The 15,277-nt window shown below is 49.1% G+C and carries 16 protein-coding genes and 2 tRNA genes; 5 read left to right on the top strand and 13 right to left on the bottom strand.

Annotated features, from left to right (window positions below; translation table 11 throughout):
- Positions 1-7: 7 nt before the first annotated feature.
- The 10 genes from GXM22_RS03215 to GXM22_RS03170 all read right to left on the bottom strand — a co-directional run bounded on the left by GXM22_RS03215 (position 8) and on the right by GXM22_RS03170 (position 10,208).
- The gene (locus GXM22_RS03215) at positions 8-4,636 is read right to left on the bottom strand and encodes an FtsK/SpoIIIE domain-containing protein (protein WP_005935899.1); all 4,629 of its coding nucleotides are present in this window, start codon (positions 4,634-4,636) and stop codon (positions 8-10) included.
- 26 nt (positions 4,637-4,662) lie between these two features.
- The gene (locus GXM22_RS03210; RefSeq protein WP_005922666.1) at positions 4,663-5,811 is read right to left on the bottom strand and encodes a ThiF family adenylyltransferase; all 1,149 of its coding nucleotides are present in this window, start codon (positions 5,809-5,811) and stop codon (positions 4,663-4,665) included.
- 1 nt (position 5,812) lies between these two features.
- Positions 5,813-6,787, bottom strand: coding sequence for a Mov34/MPN/PAD-1 family protein (locus GXM22_RS03205; RefSeq protein WP_242651701.1), 975 nt, complete (start codon positions 6,785-6,787; stop codon positions 5,813-5,815).
- Positions 6,788-6,857: 70 nt separating this feature from the next.
- A complete protein-coding gene (locus GXM22_RS03200; RefSeq protein ID WP_005922670.1) occupies positions 6,858-7,406 on the bottom strand; it encodes a hypothetical protein in 549 nt (182 codons plus the stop codon).
- Between the two features lie 17 nt (positions 7,407-7,423).
- The gene (locus GXM22_RS03195; protein ID WP_005935912.1) at positions 7,424-7,588 is read right to left on the bottom strand and encodes a hypothetical protein; all 165 of its coding nucleotides are present in this window, start codon (positions 7,586-7,588) and stop codon (positions 7,424-7,426) included.
- A gap of 66 nt (positions 7,589-7,654) precedes the next feature.
- A complete protein-coding gene (locus tag GXM22_RS03190; RefSeq protein ID WP_240143126.1) occupies positions 7,655-8,575 on the bottom strand; it encodes a hypothetical protein in 921 nt (306 codons plus the stop codon).
- Positions 8,576-8,602: 27 nt separating this feature from the next.
- Positions 8,603-8,878, bottom strand: coding sequence for a hypothetical protein (locus GXM22_RS03185; RefSeq protein ID WP_005922676.1), 276 nt, complete (start codon positions 8,876-8,878; stop codon positions 8,603-8,605).
- Positions 8,879-8,908: 30 nt separating this feature from the next.
- The gene (locus GXM22_RS03180; RefSeq protein WP_005922678.1) at positions 8,909-9,184 is read right to left on the bottom strand and encodes a hypothetical protein; all 276 of its coding nucleotides are present in this window, start codon (positions 9,182-9,184) and stop codon (positions 8,909-8,911) included.
- A gap of 27 nt (positions 9,185-9,211) precedes the next feature.
- On the bottom strand, positions 9,212-9,949 hold the full coding sequence (locus GXM22_RS03175) for a hypothetical protein (RefSeq protein WP_005922680.1): 738 nt from the start codon (positions 9,947-9,949) through the stop codon (positions 9,212-9,214).
- Positions 9,950-9,971: 22 nt separating this feature from the next.
- On the bottom strand, positions 9,972-10,208 hold the full coding sequence (locus GXM22_RS03170; RefSeq protein WP_005922682.1) for a hypothetical protein: 237 nt from the start codon (positions 10,206-10,208) through the stop codon (positions 9,972-9,974).
- Positions 10,209-10,429: 221 nt separating this feature from the next.
- Here GXM22_RS03170 and GXM22_RS03165 point away from each other — a divergent pair, with 221 nt between their 5' ends.
- The 5 genes from GXM22_RS03165 (at position 10,430) to GXM22_RS03145 (ending at position 14,714) form a co-directional block, all read left to right on the top strand.
- Positions 10,430-10,744: a helix-turn-helix domain-containing protein gene (locus tag GXM22_RS03165; RefSeq protein WP_035394935.1), complete on the top strand. Its 315-nt coding sequence runs from the start codon at positions 10,430-10,432 to the stop codon at positions 10,742-10,744.
- A 699-nt stretch (positions 10,745-11,443) separates the two neighbouring features.
- On the top strand, positions 11,444-11,878 hold the full coding sequence (locus GXM22_RS03160) for a plasmid mobilization protein (RefSeq protein WP_005935924.1): 435 nt from the start codon (positions 11,444-11,446) through the stop codon (positions 11,876-11,878).
- Entirely contained in the window at positions 11,850-13,385 is a 1,536-nt protein-coding gene (locus GXM22_RS03155) for a relaxase/mobilization nuclease domain-containing protein (RefSeq protein WP_099357245.1), read from the top strand. The genes GXM22_RS03160 and GXM22_RS03155 overlap by 29 nt, the downstream gene beginning before the upstream one ends.
- Before the next feature lie 12 nt (positions 13,386-13,397).
- A complete protein-coding gene (locus GXM22_RS03150) occupies positions 13,398-14,282 on the top strand; it encodes a ParB N-terminal domain-containing protein (RefSeq protein WP_005935932.1) in 885 nt (294 codons plus the stop codon).
- A 138-nt stretch (positions 14,283-14,420) separates the two neighbouring features.
- Positions 14,421-14,714, top strand: a complete 294-nt coding sequence (locus tag GXM22_RS03145; RefSeq protein ID WP_035394936.1) for a hypothetical protein — start codon at positions 14,421-14,423, stop codon at positions 14,712-14,714.
- Here GXM22_RS03145 and GXM22_RS03140 read toward each other — a convergent pair.
- The 3 genes from GXM22_RS03140 to GXM22_RS03130 form a co-directional block, all read right to left on the bottom strand.
- Entirely contained in the window at positions 14,703-14,954 is a 252-nt protein-coding gene (locus GXM22_RS03140; RefSeq protein WP_005935938.1) for a DUF6061 family protein, read from the bottom strand. The two genes, GXM22_RS03145 and GXM22_RS03140, sit on opposite strands and share 12 nt — an antisense overlap.
- A gap of 168 nt (positions 14,955-15,122) precedes the next feature.
- Positions 15,123-15,198 (bottom strand) — tRNA-Lys (locus tag GXM22_RS03135).
- Positions 15,199-15,201: 3 nt separating this feature from the next.
- Positions 15,202-15,276 (bottom strand) — tRNA-Glu (locus GXM22_RS03130).
- Position 15,277: the final 1 nt, after the last annotated feature.

The following is a 15,277-nucleotide window of genomic DNA, read 5'->3' as shown; positions in this document are numbered from 1 at the left end:
TCACCCTTTACATTGGCAACAACTCGCTACAGAAAGTTTCGACCTGCTCTGGTGCAGGGCTGACATACGGTTTGAACTGGAACGTATCAGTAGCACCATTTGTATAGTAAACCGTATTGTCATGCAGCGTGGAAACGTTCACGTTATCGATCAGATTGAATGCATCCGAATCACTCAGTGCAAACACGATTCTCTCCCGGAACTTGTTCAAAATGTTCATGCCAAAGTGCATGGACTCCTTTACCGTCTGATAATCGCTGGAGCAGATGATAAAGTGGATGCCATAGGCTGCACCGTCTGCAATCAGTTTCTGCAATTTTTCGCTAGCATTTCCCATTGCTCCGGAGACAGGCTGAGCAGAAACATGGGAAGAGTCTGCGCCAATGCTGGAGAACGATGCCATCAGATCCGCAAACGGATCTCTTTCCTCTACATTTTGCGATTCTGCCGGAGCCACATCCGCAGTAAGAGACGGCACTTGAGCCAGCAGTGCGGCAAAGGGATCGTCATCCGCAGGCTTCGTGGAGAATCCCGTCGGCTCGACAGGGGAATCCGTCGGTTCTGCAGAGAACCCAGCCAGAAGATCAAGCGTCGGATCTTCCACCACAGTCGGCGGGACATCCACTGCTTTGGGTTCTGCTAGAAACTCTATATACTCCGCCTCATCGACCCGGTCACCCAGCAGCATCGTCTGCATCAGATCCAGGAACTGCAGATTTTTGATGACAAACAGCACCGTATCTCCACCTGTTTTCTTTTTGCGCTGCTGATACTTTTCGTAAAGGTCATGGACAAACTGTACGATATCTGAACGGGTATGTGCAGTGTGCAGTTCTGCTACACCATGCTCGAGGCTTTGATAAAAACTTCCGCAGCGGTCATCTCCCACGATGCTGTCGCCATCCACACAGTACACACACGCCCTGCGGTTCAGCGCAGCCGAGAGCAGGAACAGATTGACCGTCCGATCCATCAGTTCATCATTGGAACCACAGATCAGGACATTATGCTGTTTCTTGCGGTCAAACGTCAGTTCAAACGGGTCATCCACCTTAATTTTTTCGCCCATATGCACAGTGACCGTGCTGGTATCGGCAATACCGATCGACCGTGCAGCAAGATAGTCCAGCATCGGCACAGTGCGGGAGCCCTCGAACACCTGCATCGTGCAGGGAGAATCCGCAAACTTCTCACTGATCTGTTTCAGGTAATACTTTTTGGTTTCATCATTGCAGAAAGCGACCCGCAGGCCAACGTTCGGATTGTTCTCTGTGTAGTCTTCGTTCAGCACAGCGGTTCCGCGGGGTCCTTCCATTTTTTTCATTGCATCCGAGCAATGGGTATCACCAAACAGATAACGAGTATCATCTTCGCCACATTTAAGGCCGACACGGATACGCATCTGCTCGATCGTACCACGATCCAGCGTCAGGGTCGAAATGATTTTGGTGGATTGAGTCGCCATCAGAAGATGCACGCCGTAGGAACGTCCTTCCGTAACGATCTTCTTCGCCAGATTTGCGCACCGCTCTGCCACCTTGCGGTTTGTTCCGCTGTCAAACAAAATCTGGAACTCATCCATGATGACAAGGATACGGGGCATGCTATTTCCGGTATTGGTAACATAGTCTTCCAGCTTTGTATATCCACCGGATCTCTTGAATATATCCGAGCGATTCGCCATCTCCTGGACCAGATTTTCCAAGATGCTCTCGCCGAACTCCTGCAGTGCATCCAGCGCCAGCAGCTTGATGTGCGGCAACCGCTCCGATTCATAGATTTTGAACTCGGTACCGCCCTTGAAATCCATCAGATACAAATTGAGCTGTTCCGGCGAATAGTTCATCATACTGCTCATAATCAGCGTATGCAGCAGGGTCGATTTGCCGCCACCCGTACCACCGCCGATCAGGCCATGATGCGAAGTGCCCTCGCCAAACACCATGCTCACGACCGAATCGCCATCGCCGATGCCCATCGGCAGCTTCAGTACCTTGGCTGTGCTGCCCTGGAACGGTTCCGGCGGGAGGATTTCTTCAAAATGGATGCTCTGAACGCTCAGTTTTTCGACTGCCTTGTGATATTCTACCGCAAATTTTTTCAACTGTCCGGCATCGGGTTTTTCGATCAAACGGACCGAGAGATGATACGGCAGCAGAGCAAAGCCGTTTTCTTTACATTCGATCTGGACACAATTCTTTTCCAGTTCGGCCAGTTTTTCGTCTATGTGGTCATAGCTGCTTGCCACCTCGACCGCAGTATTCCGACACAGAACGACATAGATGCCGCACCTGTTTCCTTTCTGCATAACAGAGGACAGCAGTTCCAGACAGCGAGCGTCCGCATTCAACGGGAAATCATACAGCATGAGCAATGTAATCGCTTCTGTACGTCTTGGATTGTGCGCATTATAATCCAGCAAATCATCATAATCAGGGCGGTCACGGATAAAATCAAGCGTCTGTCCTTCCAGCTCTTTCAGACAGCTCAGCAATTCTTCTGTCCGGGACATCTGCGTGACAGCCCTTTTGTAGGAATCCGGCATTTTATTGACGAAGTTGGACAACATACGGACACTTCCGCCGCCCTCTTTCGGATCAAAGATACAGAAGCGCACTTTGGATGCCGGGCACTTCCGAAGGAAGCCCCAGATTACGCGATATGCTGCACTCTGCATATTATCGTGCTGCGCCTCAGCTCCGATTACCTCCAGATTGAGTGGATGATGGAGATTAAACATCATCGGCAATTCCACACGGCTCATATCAATAGAGTGACCCGGTGTTTCCGCGCGGAAAGCACGCACGATTTTTTTATAGCCGATGCTTTCATCAAAGATCTCGGCCGGATAAGCGATCTGGCCCATGCAGAACAACTCCGGGAAAGTTGTACTTGCCGACTGTTGATCAAATGGCTCCTGAGATATCTGTTTCCATTCAGTAAGGTTCTGAATGGAAACATCCAGCTCTGCATCATCTTTCGCTTCGACCAGCTTGCGGATAAACGGCGAGAACGCAATGCCCCGGTTCTGCATTCCCTCAAAGATAAGCATATACTTACTGAAGAAGCGGTCGAAACCGGCTTTATCCGGCATCGGATGATAAAGCAACGGCAAGCCGCGCTCCGAAAAGCTCTGCTGATCCTGCTTGATGACCGCTGTTAGGGGCTGTATCGTCTGCAGCATCTGCCGGTAGCTTTCCTGACGTGTGCCTGGCTGCGGCGGCGGGCAAATGATCATTGTATAAATGCCGCACCGGCTGCCATTACGCAGAATATTGCGCACATCCGTAAGAATCGAATCGCTGATATTGCGAGGGAAATCATACATCACGAGGCAGCGGACTCGCAGGGTCTCTTCCGGGTGTTCCCTTGAATAGTCAAAAATACTGTCGTACTCTGTTCCGAGTTTGTCCATCAGGGTCGTCTCAATTTCTTCGTTCAACAGCGCCAGTTGTGTAGCGATATCCTCTGCCGTAAAGCAGATCTTTTCACCGAACAGTTCTGGCAGACGCTTGCGAGCATCAAAGAAAGGTCCGACACTGGTTCCACGGTTTTCAGGATCGATCACCGTGATTTCCAACTTTGCCACAGGGCTGCTAGCCAGAACACCAAACATCCATGCATGCGACAGTTGCTTTGCCTTTTCCGGGAAACGAGCGTCCGACATCACAAGGAGTGGTTCAGCTCCTTTACATGCCATCGGAAGCGGAAAGCGGATCACATCGTTAACCATCATATGGGCACAGCGCTTTTTCAGAAGGGACAAAAGCTTTTTATTCTCGACCAGAAGCAAAAGAGGATAATCCGTAAAGCTCATCCAGAGGATTCCATCTGCAAAGTTTTTCCCGCTGTTCACTTTCACTCTGCGCGATTCATAGTCCATTCCCGTCTGCGCCAGAAAATCAACAAATTCCTGCGGGAACAGTTCATCCAGTTCTCTCTGCAGCTGCGTTTCATCGCTCTTGTTCTTGATGCTCTCCTGATTATCAAACTCCTGAATCGTAGACAGGAAATTAAGTGCCAGAGTCTTTTGGTCCTGCTCGAACGCTTCTTTTTTCATCGCCAGCTCATCCTGCGTAATTTCCGGCAGCAGTTCACTGACCTCATTCACAAATTTATGCACCGTATTTCTCAGCACAATAAGGCTTTCGTAGTCTTTCTTGCGTTGTGCCGAAAACAAAAAGTGCAGATCATTGATCAGAAAAGGAAGCATGGACTCACGATATTTTTTCGAGATCTGGCCATAGTCCCTGCGGATTGCCTCAATTCCCTCCATCAATGCAGTATAGTTTCTGTATGCCTGGCTTTCCACGCCCGCCAGTTCGGCTTCCTTACGTGTTTTGGTCTTGCTGTAGTACTTGTCAGAACTCATCAGCTGTTGATCCATTTGATCCACATCTTCAAGGATCTTCTGGGCATCCTCAATCATTTTGGCCGACTGACGTGACAGTGTCTCACATTCCTGTTTGTAAGCCTTTTCCCGGCGCGTCTTTTCCGCATTGTTTTCTGCGATGATTCTCGTTCTTTTTGCCTGATATTCTCTTTCCTGCGTGACGAGCCGGGGGTCCCATTTTTCAATGAAACCATTCAGTTCCCCGATCAGAGCAAATACTTCTGCCTGCGTCAAAGCATCCATCGTGTTCTCCTCTCTCTCAAGACATCTTAATGATCTTTGATTTCATATCGACACTGTCCTGTGCACTTTTCTGAATGGAAACCCACCTTGAGCGAGGTGGTGACCTGCAAAGGATAGCTGAATATCTCTACCATTTCCCCGCCGATCTCTGGGTCGCTTGTGTTGCACACCAGTGTGTACTGCTTCAGATCGTTCAGCAAACGAGGCCGGTAGCCCGGCTCCGTCATGTTCAGGATATCAAGGCACAATTTCACTCCGATGCAGGTGATAAAATTGATATCCACTGAGATGCCCGGCTCAAAGCGGACTCCCTCAATATTCTCCTGATTGGAATAAACATGATGGTTTGCCTGCACCCGTGCCGAAAGTTCCGTGCCCTCGCCCAAAGCACATGCGTAGCAGGGCATTCCCCTGTCCGGGATATGATAGAAAATTTCTCCGGCATAGGCACGCTCCCAGAATCCGACCGAGAGAAATGCCGCTCCGTAATAAATGCTTATGCGGTTTGCGTAGACATCTGCTCCACGGTTATCTGCACAGCCCACAAAAACGGTTTCCCCTTTTACACAAAAATCATCCAGCATGGCCTTTGGAATGTTCTGAACGATTCCCTCAAATATCTGCACATCAATTTGAGGATTGATATTCAGCAACTTACGCTTCAGTGCATTTATCTTAAGGTCTCCGACATCCTCAATACCACACTGGTGCCGACAGATATTGTGGTATTCCATTACATCCGGGTCAGCAAGCAGAAAATGGCCCACACCGGACCGGGCAAGTTCCATTGCTACGAGGCTTCCAACTGATCCACACCCCAGAATCACTGCCCGTTTGTGATCCATTTTATCCGTTTCTAAAATACCTTTGTTGCGGGAAAATATATTTTGGTGCAATTCATAGGGTTCCGCATTGATTGGTTTTCCGTCAAAATAGAACTGAATTTTTTCCTGTCTTGCGACCCCGCAAAAACCTTTGGCGTTCGGCTCAAAGCCTTCCGGAAGGATCTGCCCCAAAAACTCCCCACGCTCTGAGAGCTCCGGCGGAAAAATATTGAAGATAGCAGTGTCCTTGAAATATTTTCCTCTCACTGGCCCCGGGTGTGCTTCCCTCATCTGCGCCGCCGAAAGGAATACCGTCTTTTCTATTTCTTCCCCAAAAAAATTCTCTAGCATATCAATTACCCTTTCTCACGCCAAACATAACAATACGTCTGGCAATTTCCTCCATTCGCCCATTTTCTTTCGGTGACTTGTCATCTGATGTGTCATGTGCATCATTCCATGCTTTCTCCAAATCTCCGGAATGATAATAAAACACCTTTTCACGCCATGCTCCCAGCATTTTATTTTCCGTCAGGTCTGTAAAACGCACAGCTTCGTTCTCGTTATTGCTTTTCGGCAAAAGCCATAATGTATTCTCATTCCATCTGACCCGAACAGAGATATTTTTCTCCTGCAAAAATTCCAAATCAGCATACAAGAGATCAAGCATCCGAGTCATCTGTTCCTCCGAGACCACTTGCTTCATGCCCATAGCCGGTGCGGTAATCTGCATATCAAGGTAAGACGATACTTCTTCCATGAAATTCTCGATGGATTTTTTGTTGGATGTTCCTCCTGCTTCAGAACGACCACATTTCCGCCGCATAAGAGCAAGTGAATCTTCTACCGAACGATACTTTAGAAGCTCTTGCGGAAACCGTTCATTTCCTATCTCATAGGAAATGCGCTGATAGTTCCGATATGTCTGTCCCACATGATAGACCGTCATACGGAAATCCGGATCAAGATTGACCAGAACCGAGATTGCTCCCTGCGGCCGCATGGACGCATAGACGTGATTAGTTTGATCGTCCGTCCCCGAGAACTGGTCAAAAGACCCCGGATGACGATGCCACAGCCCAATCAGTTCCAACCGTTCCTGATAAATTGCAGCGACCTTGTTAATCAGGTGCTGGACATACGGCTGATCGTATTCAAAATATGCGACTTCAAAAATCGAATTCGGACCGGGGTCGATGGACTCCACAACATACCATGTATCCCCGATCACTTTGCCAAGGAATAGACCGCCCGTTTCTGTCTGTATCTTTTCTGCCGTCTCTGCCATGACTGCCGCTATCGCCCGCTGCGAAAAGACCACTTCCATCTGTTCACACCTCATTCGAAACAAAAACACTCATCACCCACCGACGTGAGTGATGAGTGTTTTTCAATACTCAATAATTGCCTTCAAGCGCAACATCATCGCTGATTTCGCCATTCATCCACATTTCGCACAGAAGGATCCATTTACAGGCCCAGCTGAGAGAGGATGCAGCTGAAGTCGAACGTGTCATACCCGTCTTGAAGTATTTCGGATCTGCAGTACAAATAAAATATTCTTCATTACGTCCGAAATTATCCCGATAGATATGCGGCAGACCAAGACCGAAGCCATGTCTTACACAATTTTCGTAGCTGCCATATGTTTCCTCAAGGATCGGCATCATGCGGGTCGCTATATCCTTCAGCCGCGGCTGTACCGGAAGAATCTGGATCGAACCGCCATATTCCGATGCGCCTGCATGAGGATGATCATTTTTATAAATCAGCATCAAATCCCAGACCATACCGTCCGGACCAGCGGGCTGCACTTTGCCACGCCAGTACAGTCTGCCGGAACCATCAGGAAGCTGATGAATCGTAAACGACGGAAAGAACTTGTTCATGGCCTGGACTTCTGCCCGATAGAGGTCGGGATCACTCTGATACCAGTAAAATGCCATTGTTACTCCCTCCTGCCTTAAGCAAGCTTACCCTGCGGGACCGAAATTCCCGGACGGGTAGGATCATCCGATTCGCCCGGCAACTGAACCTGACCCGTGGGCGAGACCATAACGGTTTCACCGCTATGAATTGCTTCCTGCAATGCACGACGACGTGCAGCGACCACATCATTGTTATCCATACTGTATTAACCTCCTGCTGAAACAAGTCGTTTGGCGCGACAGTATTTTTTGTCCTTGCCAGGCGATCAGGCTGCAAAGCTGCGGATGATCTCGCCGTTCTCGGCGATCTGAGTAGTGCATCTGCTGACAAATGCCTCTGCTTTTTCCTCGCCCTGTTCCTGAACCATGCGAGCATAAGAGTTGTTGTACAGCTCGCTGCCTTCATTCATCAGATCTGCCAGACTCATACCGCGATTTTCATTCATCACACGGCTATATTCCATACGATCCCGGATGCACTGCAGGGCAGAACTGTCCTTTTCCAGACAATCTGCCGTCTGAGCCATATAATTGCGGTAGTAAAGAATCTTTTTGACCGTTTCAAACAATGCCATAATCGCATAGAGGAAGAAACAGAAGATAAATTTAAACAGACCGACGCAAATCGAAATCACCATGTTTCCCGTGGAAACAAAGAACCCCGGAATTGCTGCAATGAAGCGGTGGAAAAAGTTACTCGCGCTGCCGCCGATCGCTGCACACAGTACCATATAAAGAAGTGCACCCATGATGCCACCGCTCAGCCCCCAGATGAATCCAATCACACCACCGATTGCACATCCAACCAGACACTGCGTATACTGTCCATGGATATAATTATGGTTTTTCTGCAGTTCTTCCACATTATCCTTCACGAGCTTTGTAGTGCAGTCATAGCACAACATCTTTCCTGCATATTCACCACCAGTCACACCAAAGGAATCGCAACAATAGCGGCACAAATTCTTGCCGCACCGTGCGCAGTGGCCTACCACCCTCTCTTCCGGGTGGTAGTAGCATCCCGGATCCATGTTGGATGTCGTAGGGGGTGTAAAAGTCTGCGCCTTCTTGCTCTTACCATCAACTCCCACCTTTGGTGCATCACCTATAGGAGGGTTGAACGTCGGAATATCATTTTCCGTCGTCATTTTCTTGTTTTCCGCACTTGTGAAATCGTTCAGATCCATTTTTGATTCCTCCATAATGATTTTGTTTTATCCATTAAACTGGTGGCTCTGATAACTCCGTACCAGTTCCTCCAGTTGTTTCAGCTTTTCCTGTTGCTTTTTCAGGTCCGCTGTCGGTGATTTGACCAACCGGGCAATCTTTTGCATCACCTGATTGTAAGCCACCGCCTGGTTATCGTTCCAATCTGCCGAAGGACGGAAATTCGTGCTAATCTTTTCACTGAGCGTATCCAGATTACGCACTGTATCCGCAAGCGTCTTTTCCATGTCCTGAATAGCAGAAACGGATGCGTTCATTGCCATTATATCCAACCTCCTTTTTATAAACCGACATCAGGTCTCATATTTTTCAACCAAAGCTGCAAGCTCCTGCAGCCACTTCTGACAGTTTTCAAGCTGCGGAATCGGCTGCAGAATTGCGGTGCAACTATCCTCGACAATCTGTCCAAGATTTTTGTACTGCTCATCCTTCCATCCAGAGCCAGCACTCATATAATCACGCTGGAGCTGCTGAGCTGTAAGCTGCAATTCATGTGTACATACGCCGCAGGCATTGATTCCGTTTTTCAAATCCTGAATCTTGACTTGTGCGCTTGCCAAAAGAAACACATCCTTTCATTTATCTATCGAATTTACTTAGCAATATTGCATATAAAGTTCCACGCATTGGATGCAACTGTCTACAGACTGCATCGTGACCTGCCCCTGCTGTGCTGCCTGCGCCTGAAATACTTGCATCGACTGCTGATACTCTCCCAGTGCGCTGGACAAAATGCTCATCTGCTGTTGCAGACGTTCCAGTTTACCCTGATACTGCTGTAGCCGTCTCTTCTGGGATGCAAGTTCCTGCTCTGCACGCGCTTTCTGGCTGCGCTGCCATTCCTCTTGCTGCTGAAGCCGAGCCTTCTCCTGTTCCATTTCTCTTACAGCATTTTGAATCTGTGAAATATGTTCACGGCATCGCTGTAATTCCGCTTTCAATTGCCGAATACGCTGTGCAATCTGGCTCTGTCCATTTTCATCACTTGTTGAGACGTTTCCAATCTTCCGCAGTTCCTCTTGAATTTTGGCTACACGCTGTTCCAGCGTTCCAATCGTCTCACGTGCTTCCTTCCCCTGTAGCTCCAGTTCCTGAATCATTCTCTCGCTCTGCTGAATCGACTGTTCCAGTTCCTGAATCTTATTTTCCAGAGTTTTAACCCTCTGCGTCAGTTCTTCGACTGTCTGCCTGGTCTTATTCACAGACTTCGATGCATCGCTTTGACAGGACTGATTATGATTTGTAACGGTATAGGACATCGGCGCAGCTTGATTTTTGAAATCCAGTAGTGCCTGCTTTACTTTTTTGAGACCTTCTACTGAAACTTGTGTCATACAGTTTCCTCTGAACTATTTCTCAGTATTGTTCTTGGGATATTTCAAAGAACCGTTCTGCCGCCTGTGCTGCACGGTTGCCACTATCCAGCACACGTTTTGACTTTATGGAAAGTCCCTGAATCGACCGAAACAACATCTGGTAGTTCTGATCTCCCCATGAAATAGATGCCGCTCTGACCCCCTGCACCATATTCTGCACTGCGCCGGAAAAGTTTCTCAGATCCTGACGGATCACTTGTGCCTGATTTGATTCCATCGACGTTTCCCCTCTTTATAATCGCCTTCAGCAGTTTCCATTAGAATTTCTGCCTGGAATTTTCCTATGCCATTGACAGAATGTTTCTGTACAATTCGACCTTTTATTTTATTCTGCCACATTAGTTCTGTACTGTCAAGCCGTTTTTAACCAAATCGAGGCTTTCTATCTGGAACATTTAAATTCAATTCCCTGTATGCTTTCTGATGAGGTGAAAAAATGTGGACTATGCAAGCTTCCTTCGGCAACGAATCACAGAACTTCGCATGAAACGCAATGTTTCAGAGTATCAGATGAGCCTAGAGCTAGGACAAAACAAAAATTATATTCAAGGAATAAGCTCCGGAAAAGCACTTCCATCCATGACGCAATTCTTTAATATATGTGATTACTTTTGCATCACTCCAGAGCAATTCTTTAGCGACCACGATCGACCAGAGCTAATCGATGCCATCTCAGAGGGAATACAAGAGCTTTCCGACGCAGATTTAGAGCTTCTCCTTCTCTTCATCCGTAGATTGCAAAGAAACATATAGTTACAATATGGCTTTTGGAGCATACTACACAAATAAGTCCTACTACCACCGCTTTACCACAATAAATTTTGCAAAACCATCTTGACGCGCCTACACTTCCATGATACCCTTTATTCCAAATCTTGCTGAAAGTGGTGGTTCTCACCGTGATAACCACCACTTTCAGCGGATGATTGCCCGGAAAGAACGTACCGCCCCGCAACACACCCGATTCATTTTGCCGCCGATTCACCCCGACAAAATCATCGCTGCGCTGCGTGGGCGGTATTTTTCTTTTGTGGGGAACGTACCTTGAAAACTTCATGAGCCGACCGGACGTGATACCGGCTTTATAGCCAACGCCGCTGCACAAACAGGGGCAGGAACTTCGTTCGGAGCAAACGGTGACCCCATTACATAAGCAGCGGAACTCTCTACTTATTTTTGCGTCTTAACAATTCGGAAACATTTGTTGATGAAGCGTTTTGAGCGCAGCGGTAGAGGGCAAGAACCGTCCCGTGGCCACAAATTTTCAATTCTTGAAAATTTCCTGTCCATCCGGGACTTCACTTCTGCAATGCGTCTGCATTTCCGAAGTGATCTTGTTGGGGCGTGCCTGCCCCAAACCCTGCTCATCATTCGTGCCTTGCGGCACGAATGGAACGGCGTGTCGTGCTTACATAACTTCACCGAGGAGTTATCGAACAGACAGGAGGTACAATGACCAAAACGAATGTTCAATCGACCCCTAGCAATTCCCAGCGCTACGACACGCCGAACAACAAAACGCACGTCATCAAGTTCCGTGTGACAGCGGAGGAAAAAATGTCACTGGAACTCACTTGCAAACTCCTGAATCTCTCCCTCTCCACTTTTATCCGCCGCGCCATCCACAACGTCAAGATCGAGAAAACGGTCATCGTTGCCGGCGGCGGAGAAGAAACCCTGACCGCTGTTTCCACTTTGCTTGCTCAGTGCAGCAAAGTGGGCACCAACCTCAACCAACTTGCAAGGCACTTCAACTTCGGCGGTGCAGACACCGAGCAGATCCGAGCGAAAATTCTTGACGAACTTGCAGACCTAACCGCATTTCGGCTCAACGCCGAGAAACTTCTGGGTGAACTGTATGGCAACGCTCAAGCATATAAGCTCTAAAAACTCGGACTACACCGCCATCGAAGCGTACCTCGTTTACCAGCACGACGCGTTCACCGGGAAGCAACTTCTGGATGAACAGGGCAAGCCGAAGCTGCGGGATTCGTACCTGCTCGACACCCTTGAGTGCGGCGATTTCTCGTTTGCAACAGCCTGTCTGCTGGCAAACCGCAAGTATGGCAAGAACACCCAGCATGGTGATATCAAAAGTCACCAGTATATCATCAGCTTTGACCCACGAGATGCAGCCGACAACGGCTTGACCATGGAAAAGGCACAGGCACTTGGCCTAAAGTTTTGTTCTGAAAATTTTCCCGGTCATCCTGCCATCGTCTGCACTCACCCGGATGGGCATAACCGTTCGGGAAACATCCACGTCCACATCGTGATTGGCAGCATCCGAACACGAGAGGTGGAACGCAAGCCCTATATGCAGAAGCCCCGCGACTGGCGCGAGGGTATGAAGCACTCCAGCACAGCCCAGACCATGCGGCACTTGCGTGTTGAGGTCATGGAGCTGTGTGAGGGTGCTGGTCTGTACCAGATCGACCTGCTCAACGGCTCCAAGGAGCGCGTGAGCGAAGCTGAGTATTGGGCGCGTAGACGCGGCCAGTTGAAACTCGATCGTGAAAACGCAGCCCTCACCACAGCTGGACAGCAGCCTCGGCAGAAGAAGTTTGAAACTGTGAAGGATACTTTACGGAGACAGATTTCGTCTGTATTGCACCGTGCCACGAGCTTTGAAGATTTTTCCGACAGGCTCTTGCAGCAGTACGGCATTGCCGTCAAGGAAAGCCGTGAACAACTCAGCTACTTGCCTGCTGGCAGAACGAAGTTTATCCGAGCGAAACATCTCGGTGACAACTACGACAAGAAAGCTGTGTTTGCTACCCTGAACGCAAACGCAGAGCACAAACCCAAGGTGCAGTTCAAGCAGGATACCATCGGGAAACTGATTGACATTCAGGCAAAGCTGGCCAAGGGTAAGGGCACAGGCTATGAGCGTTGGGCAAAGAAGTACAACCTCAAAGCCATGGCACAAACTCTGATCCTCTTGCAGGAGAAAGATTTGCTCAACGAGGACGCCCTGAACCAGCGCATCGCCAAACTGGAAACCAAGTATCACGACGCACTGGCGGTGGTGAAAGACCTCGAAGGTCGCATGAAATTCAACAAAGAGCTGCGCTATCAGGTCGCAGCCTATGCCAGCACCAAGATAATCACACAGCAGTTAAAAGCTGCCAAACGACCCGCAGCCTTTGAGGAGCAGCACCGTGCAGAGCTGACAGCATACCGGGCAGCAGCAGCCTATTTTAAGGCAAACAACATCACCAAGCTGCCCAGCCCGAAAAAACTGGAAGCCGAGTATGCGCAGCTGGCATCCGAAAAGGCAAAGTTCTACGAGCAGTACAAGGAAGCTAAGGAAGAACTGCTCAAACTGAAAACCGCAAAGCAGAATGTTGCGTCCTTTTTCCGGGAGGAAGAACCGGCGCAGCAGGAGAGATAAAGGAGTGTGCGTATGATCAATCTGAAAATCGATCCGGAGTTTCAGTCCCAGATTCCCCCTCTGACCGATGATGAATTCAAGCAGCTTGAAGAAAATATCCTGAAAGCGGGCAAGCTGCTCTCTCCTTTGATCGTGTGGAACAATACACTTGTTGACGGTCACAATCGTTATGCGATTCTTCAGAAGCATCCCGAAATCTACTTTTCTACCATGCCGCTCCGCTTTGCAAATCGTGAGGAAGCTCTCGCTTGGATCTGCAAGAATCAGCTGGGGCGGCGCAATTTAACCCCGGAGCAGAAGAAGTTCCTCATTGGAAAGCAGTACAGTGTGGAACATCGGAAGCCCGGTGGAAACGGCAACAACCAGCACACGGCTGCTGCCAAGAAAACCGCCCCGGAGGAATTGTGTCAAATTGACACAATTCCTCCCACTGCCGCAGAAGCAAGCGTTCGTAAGCAGATTGCGGAGCGGAACAATGTCAGCGAATCCTACGTTGCCCGTTCTGAAAAATTCATGCGTGGCGTAGAGATCATGGAACAGATGGTGCCCGGTATGCAGGAGAAAATCCTGTCCGGGCAGTTCAAAGTCCGTGATGCTGATATGCACCGCCTTGCCAGAGCCGATTTTCCGAACCGCAAGCAGATCGTGCACGAGATTCTGCACCCGGAGGACCGCCCCGCTCCGCAGTCGAGCTACTCACACTACTCTGGAATCAACTACTCCGCGCTGGAAGTCGCTGTCCGGCGGATTCAGCAGGACTTTGATTTTTTGATGAGATACTTGCCTAAGCTACCGGACGATTCCTACGCCAAAACTGAAACGCTAAAAATCCTCAAGCAGCACAAGGCGTATATGGCACAGTTTGAAGAAATGCTGAACGAGAAAGAAATCGCATAACGACAGGCACTTGTAAGTCATCAACGAGCCACCAGCCGCAAGAGCAGGGCGGAAAGCATCCGCGCCCTTGCGCCTGATAAAAATTTGGAACTTTGATTTTCTCGCCCGACTTTGCTGCGGTGGGACGATCAAAGGAGCGTGCGTTTGAACACAAAGAAAAAGTCCACAAACACTTCCCCCTATCCCGATGAAGTCATCGACCGTCTGGCACGGGCATTCTACCCGGCCATCCTTGCCTGCTGGAACAGCGAAGAAGGGCAAAGAGAATTTGCCGCGTGGCAGGCGGAACAGGCTCATCTCTCCGGCAAAGAAAAACAGAGCGTTCCCGACGGGGAACGCCCTGTTGTACATATCGCTATCATATGTGGATTTTGGCAGGGTGCGTCCTATTCAGGGGCGCACCCTGTTTTTGTTTTGCCTTTAATTTTCTAACCCATGACTTCCAGCCACATTCCTCAGATATTCCTTCGGATTACCGTTCAGAATCAAATCCGCATAGCCCAGTGGGTCATTGTAGATAAGGTAGTCCAGTTCCGTCTGCTGCGCCATAGTCACATCCAGTGCATCCTCAACCCCGGTGCAGTCGATGGAAATCTTTCTCCCATCCCGGAGCAGCAGCTCCACGCAGCCGGTGTCCATGTTGAATTTGCAAGCTCTTGCATCGCACTTCATGTTTGTGTCCTTTCTGCCTTACGGCACTCTTAGCGTGGTCTGTCGTGCTTTCTTATGATAAGGTCTAGGACGTTTTTCGATGGAAGCAAGGGATTCGTTCTGTTTTCCAAAGAATACAAAAAATCCGAACCCTTCTCCTATCGGAAAAAAGTTCGGATTTTGTTGTTGTGGTGCACCTCCAGGGACTCGAACCCTGGGCCCACTGATTAAGAGTCAGTTGCTCTACCAACTGAGCTAGAGGTGCATATGGTGACCCGTACCGGAATCGAACCGATGTTAAAGGCGTGAGAGGCCTCTGTCTTAACCGCTTGACCAACGGGCCA

The sequence above is a fragment of the Faecalibacterium duncaniae genome (genome assembly GCF_010509575.1).
GTDB lineage: Bacteria > Bacillota > Clostridia > Oscillospirales > Ruminococcaceae > Faecalibacterium > Faecalibacterium duncaniae.
This window is presented reverse-complemented; position numbering and strand designations above follow the sequence as displayed.

Excerpts from the sequence above, each read along its gene's own strand:
- GXM22_RS03175 (WP_005922680.1), bottom strand. The coding sequence starts at position 9,949 with ATGACACAAGTTTCAGTAGAAGGTCTCAAAAAAGTAAAGCAGGCACTA.
- GXM22_RS03215 (WP_005935899.1), bottom strand. The coding sequence starts at position 4,636 with ATGGATGCTTTGACGCAGGCAGAAGTATTTGCTCTGATCGGGGAACTG.
- GXM22_RS03190 (WP_240143126.1), bottom strand. The coding sequence starts at position 8,575 with ATGGATCTGAACGATTTCACAAGTGCGGAAAACAAGAAAATGACGACG.
- GXM22_RS03210 (WP_005922666.1), bottom strand. The coding sequence starts at position 5,811 with ATGCTAGAGAATTTTTTTGGGGAAGAAATAGAAAAGACGGTATTCCTT.
- GXM22_RS03160 (WP_005935924.1), top strand. The coding sequence starts at position 11,444 with ATGACCAAAACGAATGTTCAATCGACCCCTAGCAATTCCCAGCGCTAC.
- GXM22_RS03200 (WP_005922670.1), bottom strand. The coding sequence starts at position 7,406 with ATGGCATTTTACTGGTATCAGAGTGATCCCGACCTCTATCGGGCAGAA.
- GXM22_RS03205 (WP_242651701.1), bottom strand. The coding sequence starts at position 6,787 with ATGGAAGTGGTCTTTTCGCAGCGGGCGATAGCGGCAGTCATGGCAGAG.
- GXM22_RS03170 (WP_005922682.1), bottom strand. The coding sequence starts at position 10,208 with ATGGAATCAAATCAGGCACAAGTGATCCGTCAGGATCTGAGAAACTTT.
- GXM22_RS03155 (WP_099357245.1), top strand. The coding sequence starts at position 11,850 with ATGGCAACGCTCAAGCATATAAGCTCTAAAAACTCGGACTACACCGCC.
- GXM22_RS03140 (WP_005935938.1), bottom strand. The coding sequence starts at position 14,954 with ATGAAGTGCGATGCAAGAGCTTGCAAATTCAACATGGACACCGGCTGC.
- GXM22_RS03185 (WP_005922676.1), bottom strand. The coding sequence starts at position 8,878 with ATGGCAATGAACGCATCCGTTTCTGCTATTCAGGACATGGAAAAGACG.
- GXM22_RS03195 (WP_005935912.1), bottom strand. The coding sequence starts at position 7,588 with ATGGATAACAATGATGTGGTCGCTGCACGTCGTCGTGCATTGCAGGAA.
- GXM22_RS03150 (WP_005935932.1), top strand. The coding sequence starts at position 13,398 with ATGATCAATCTGAAAATCGATCCGGAGTTTCAGTCCCAGATTCCCCCT.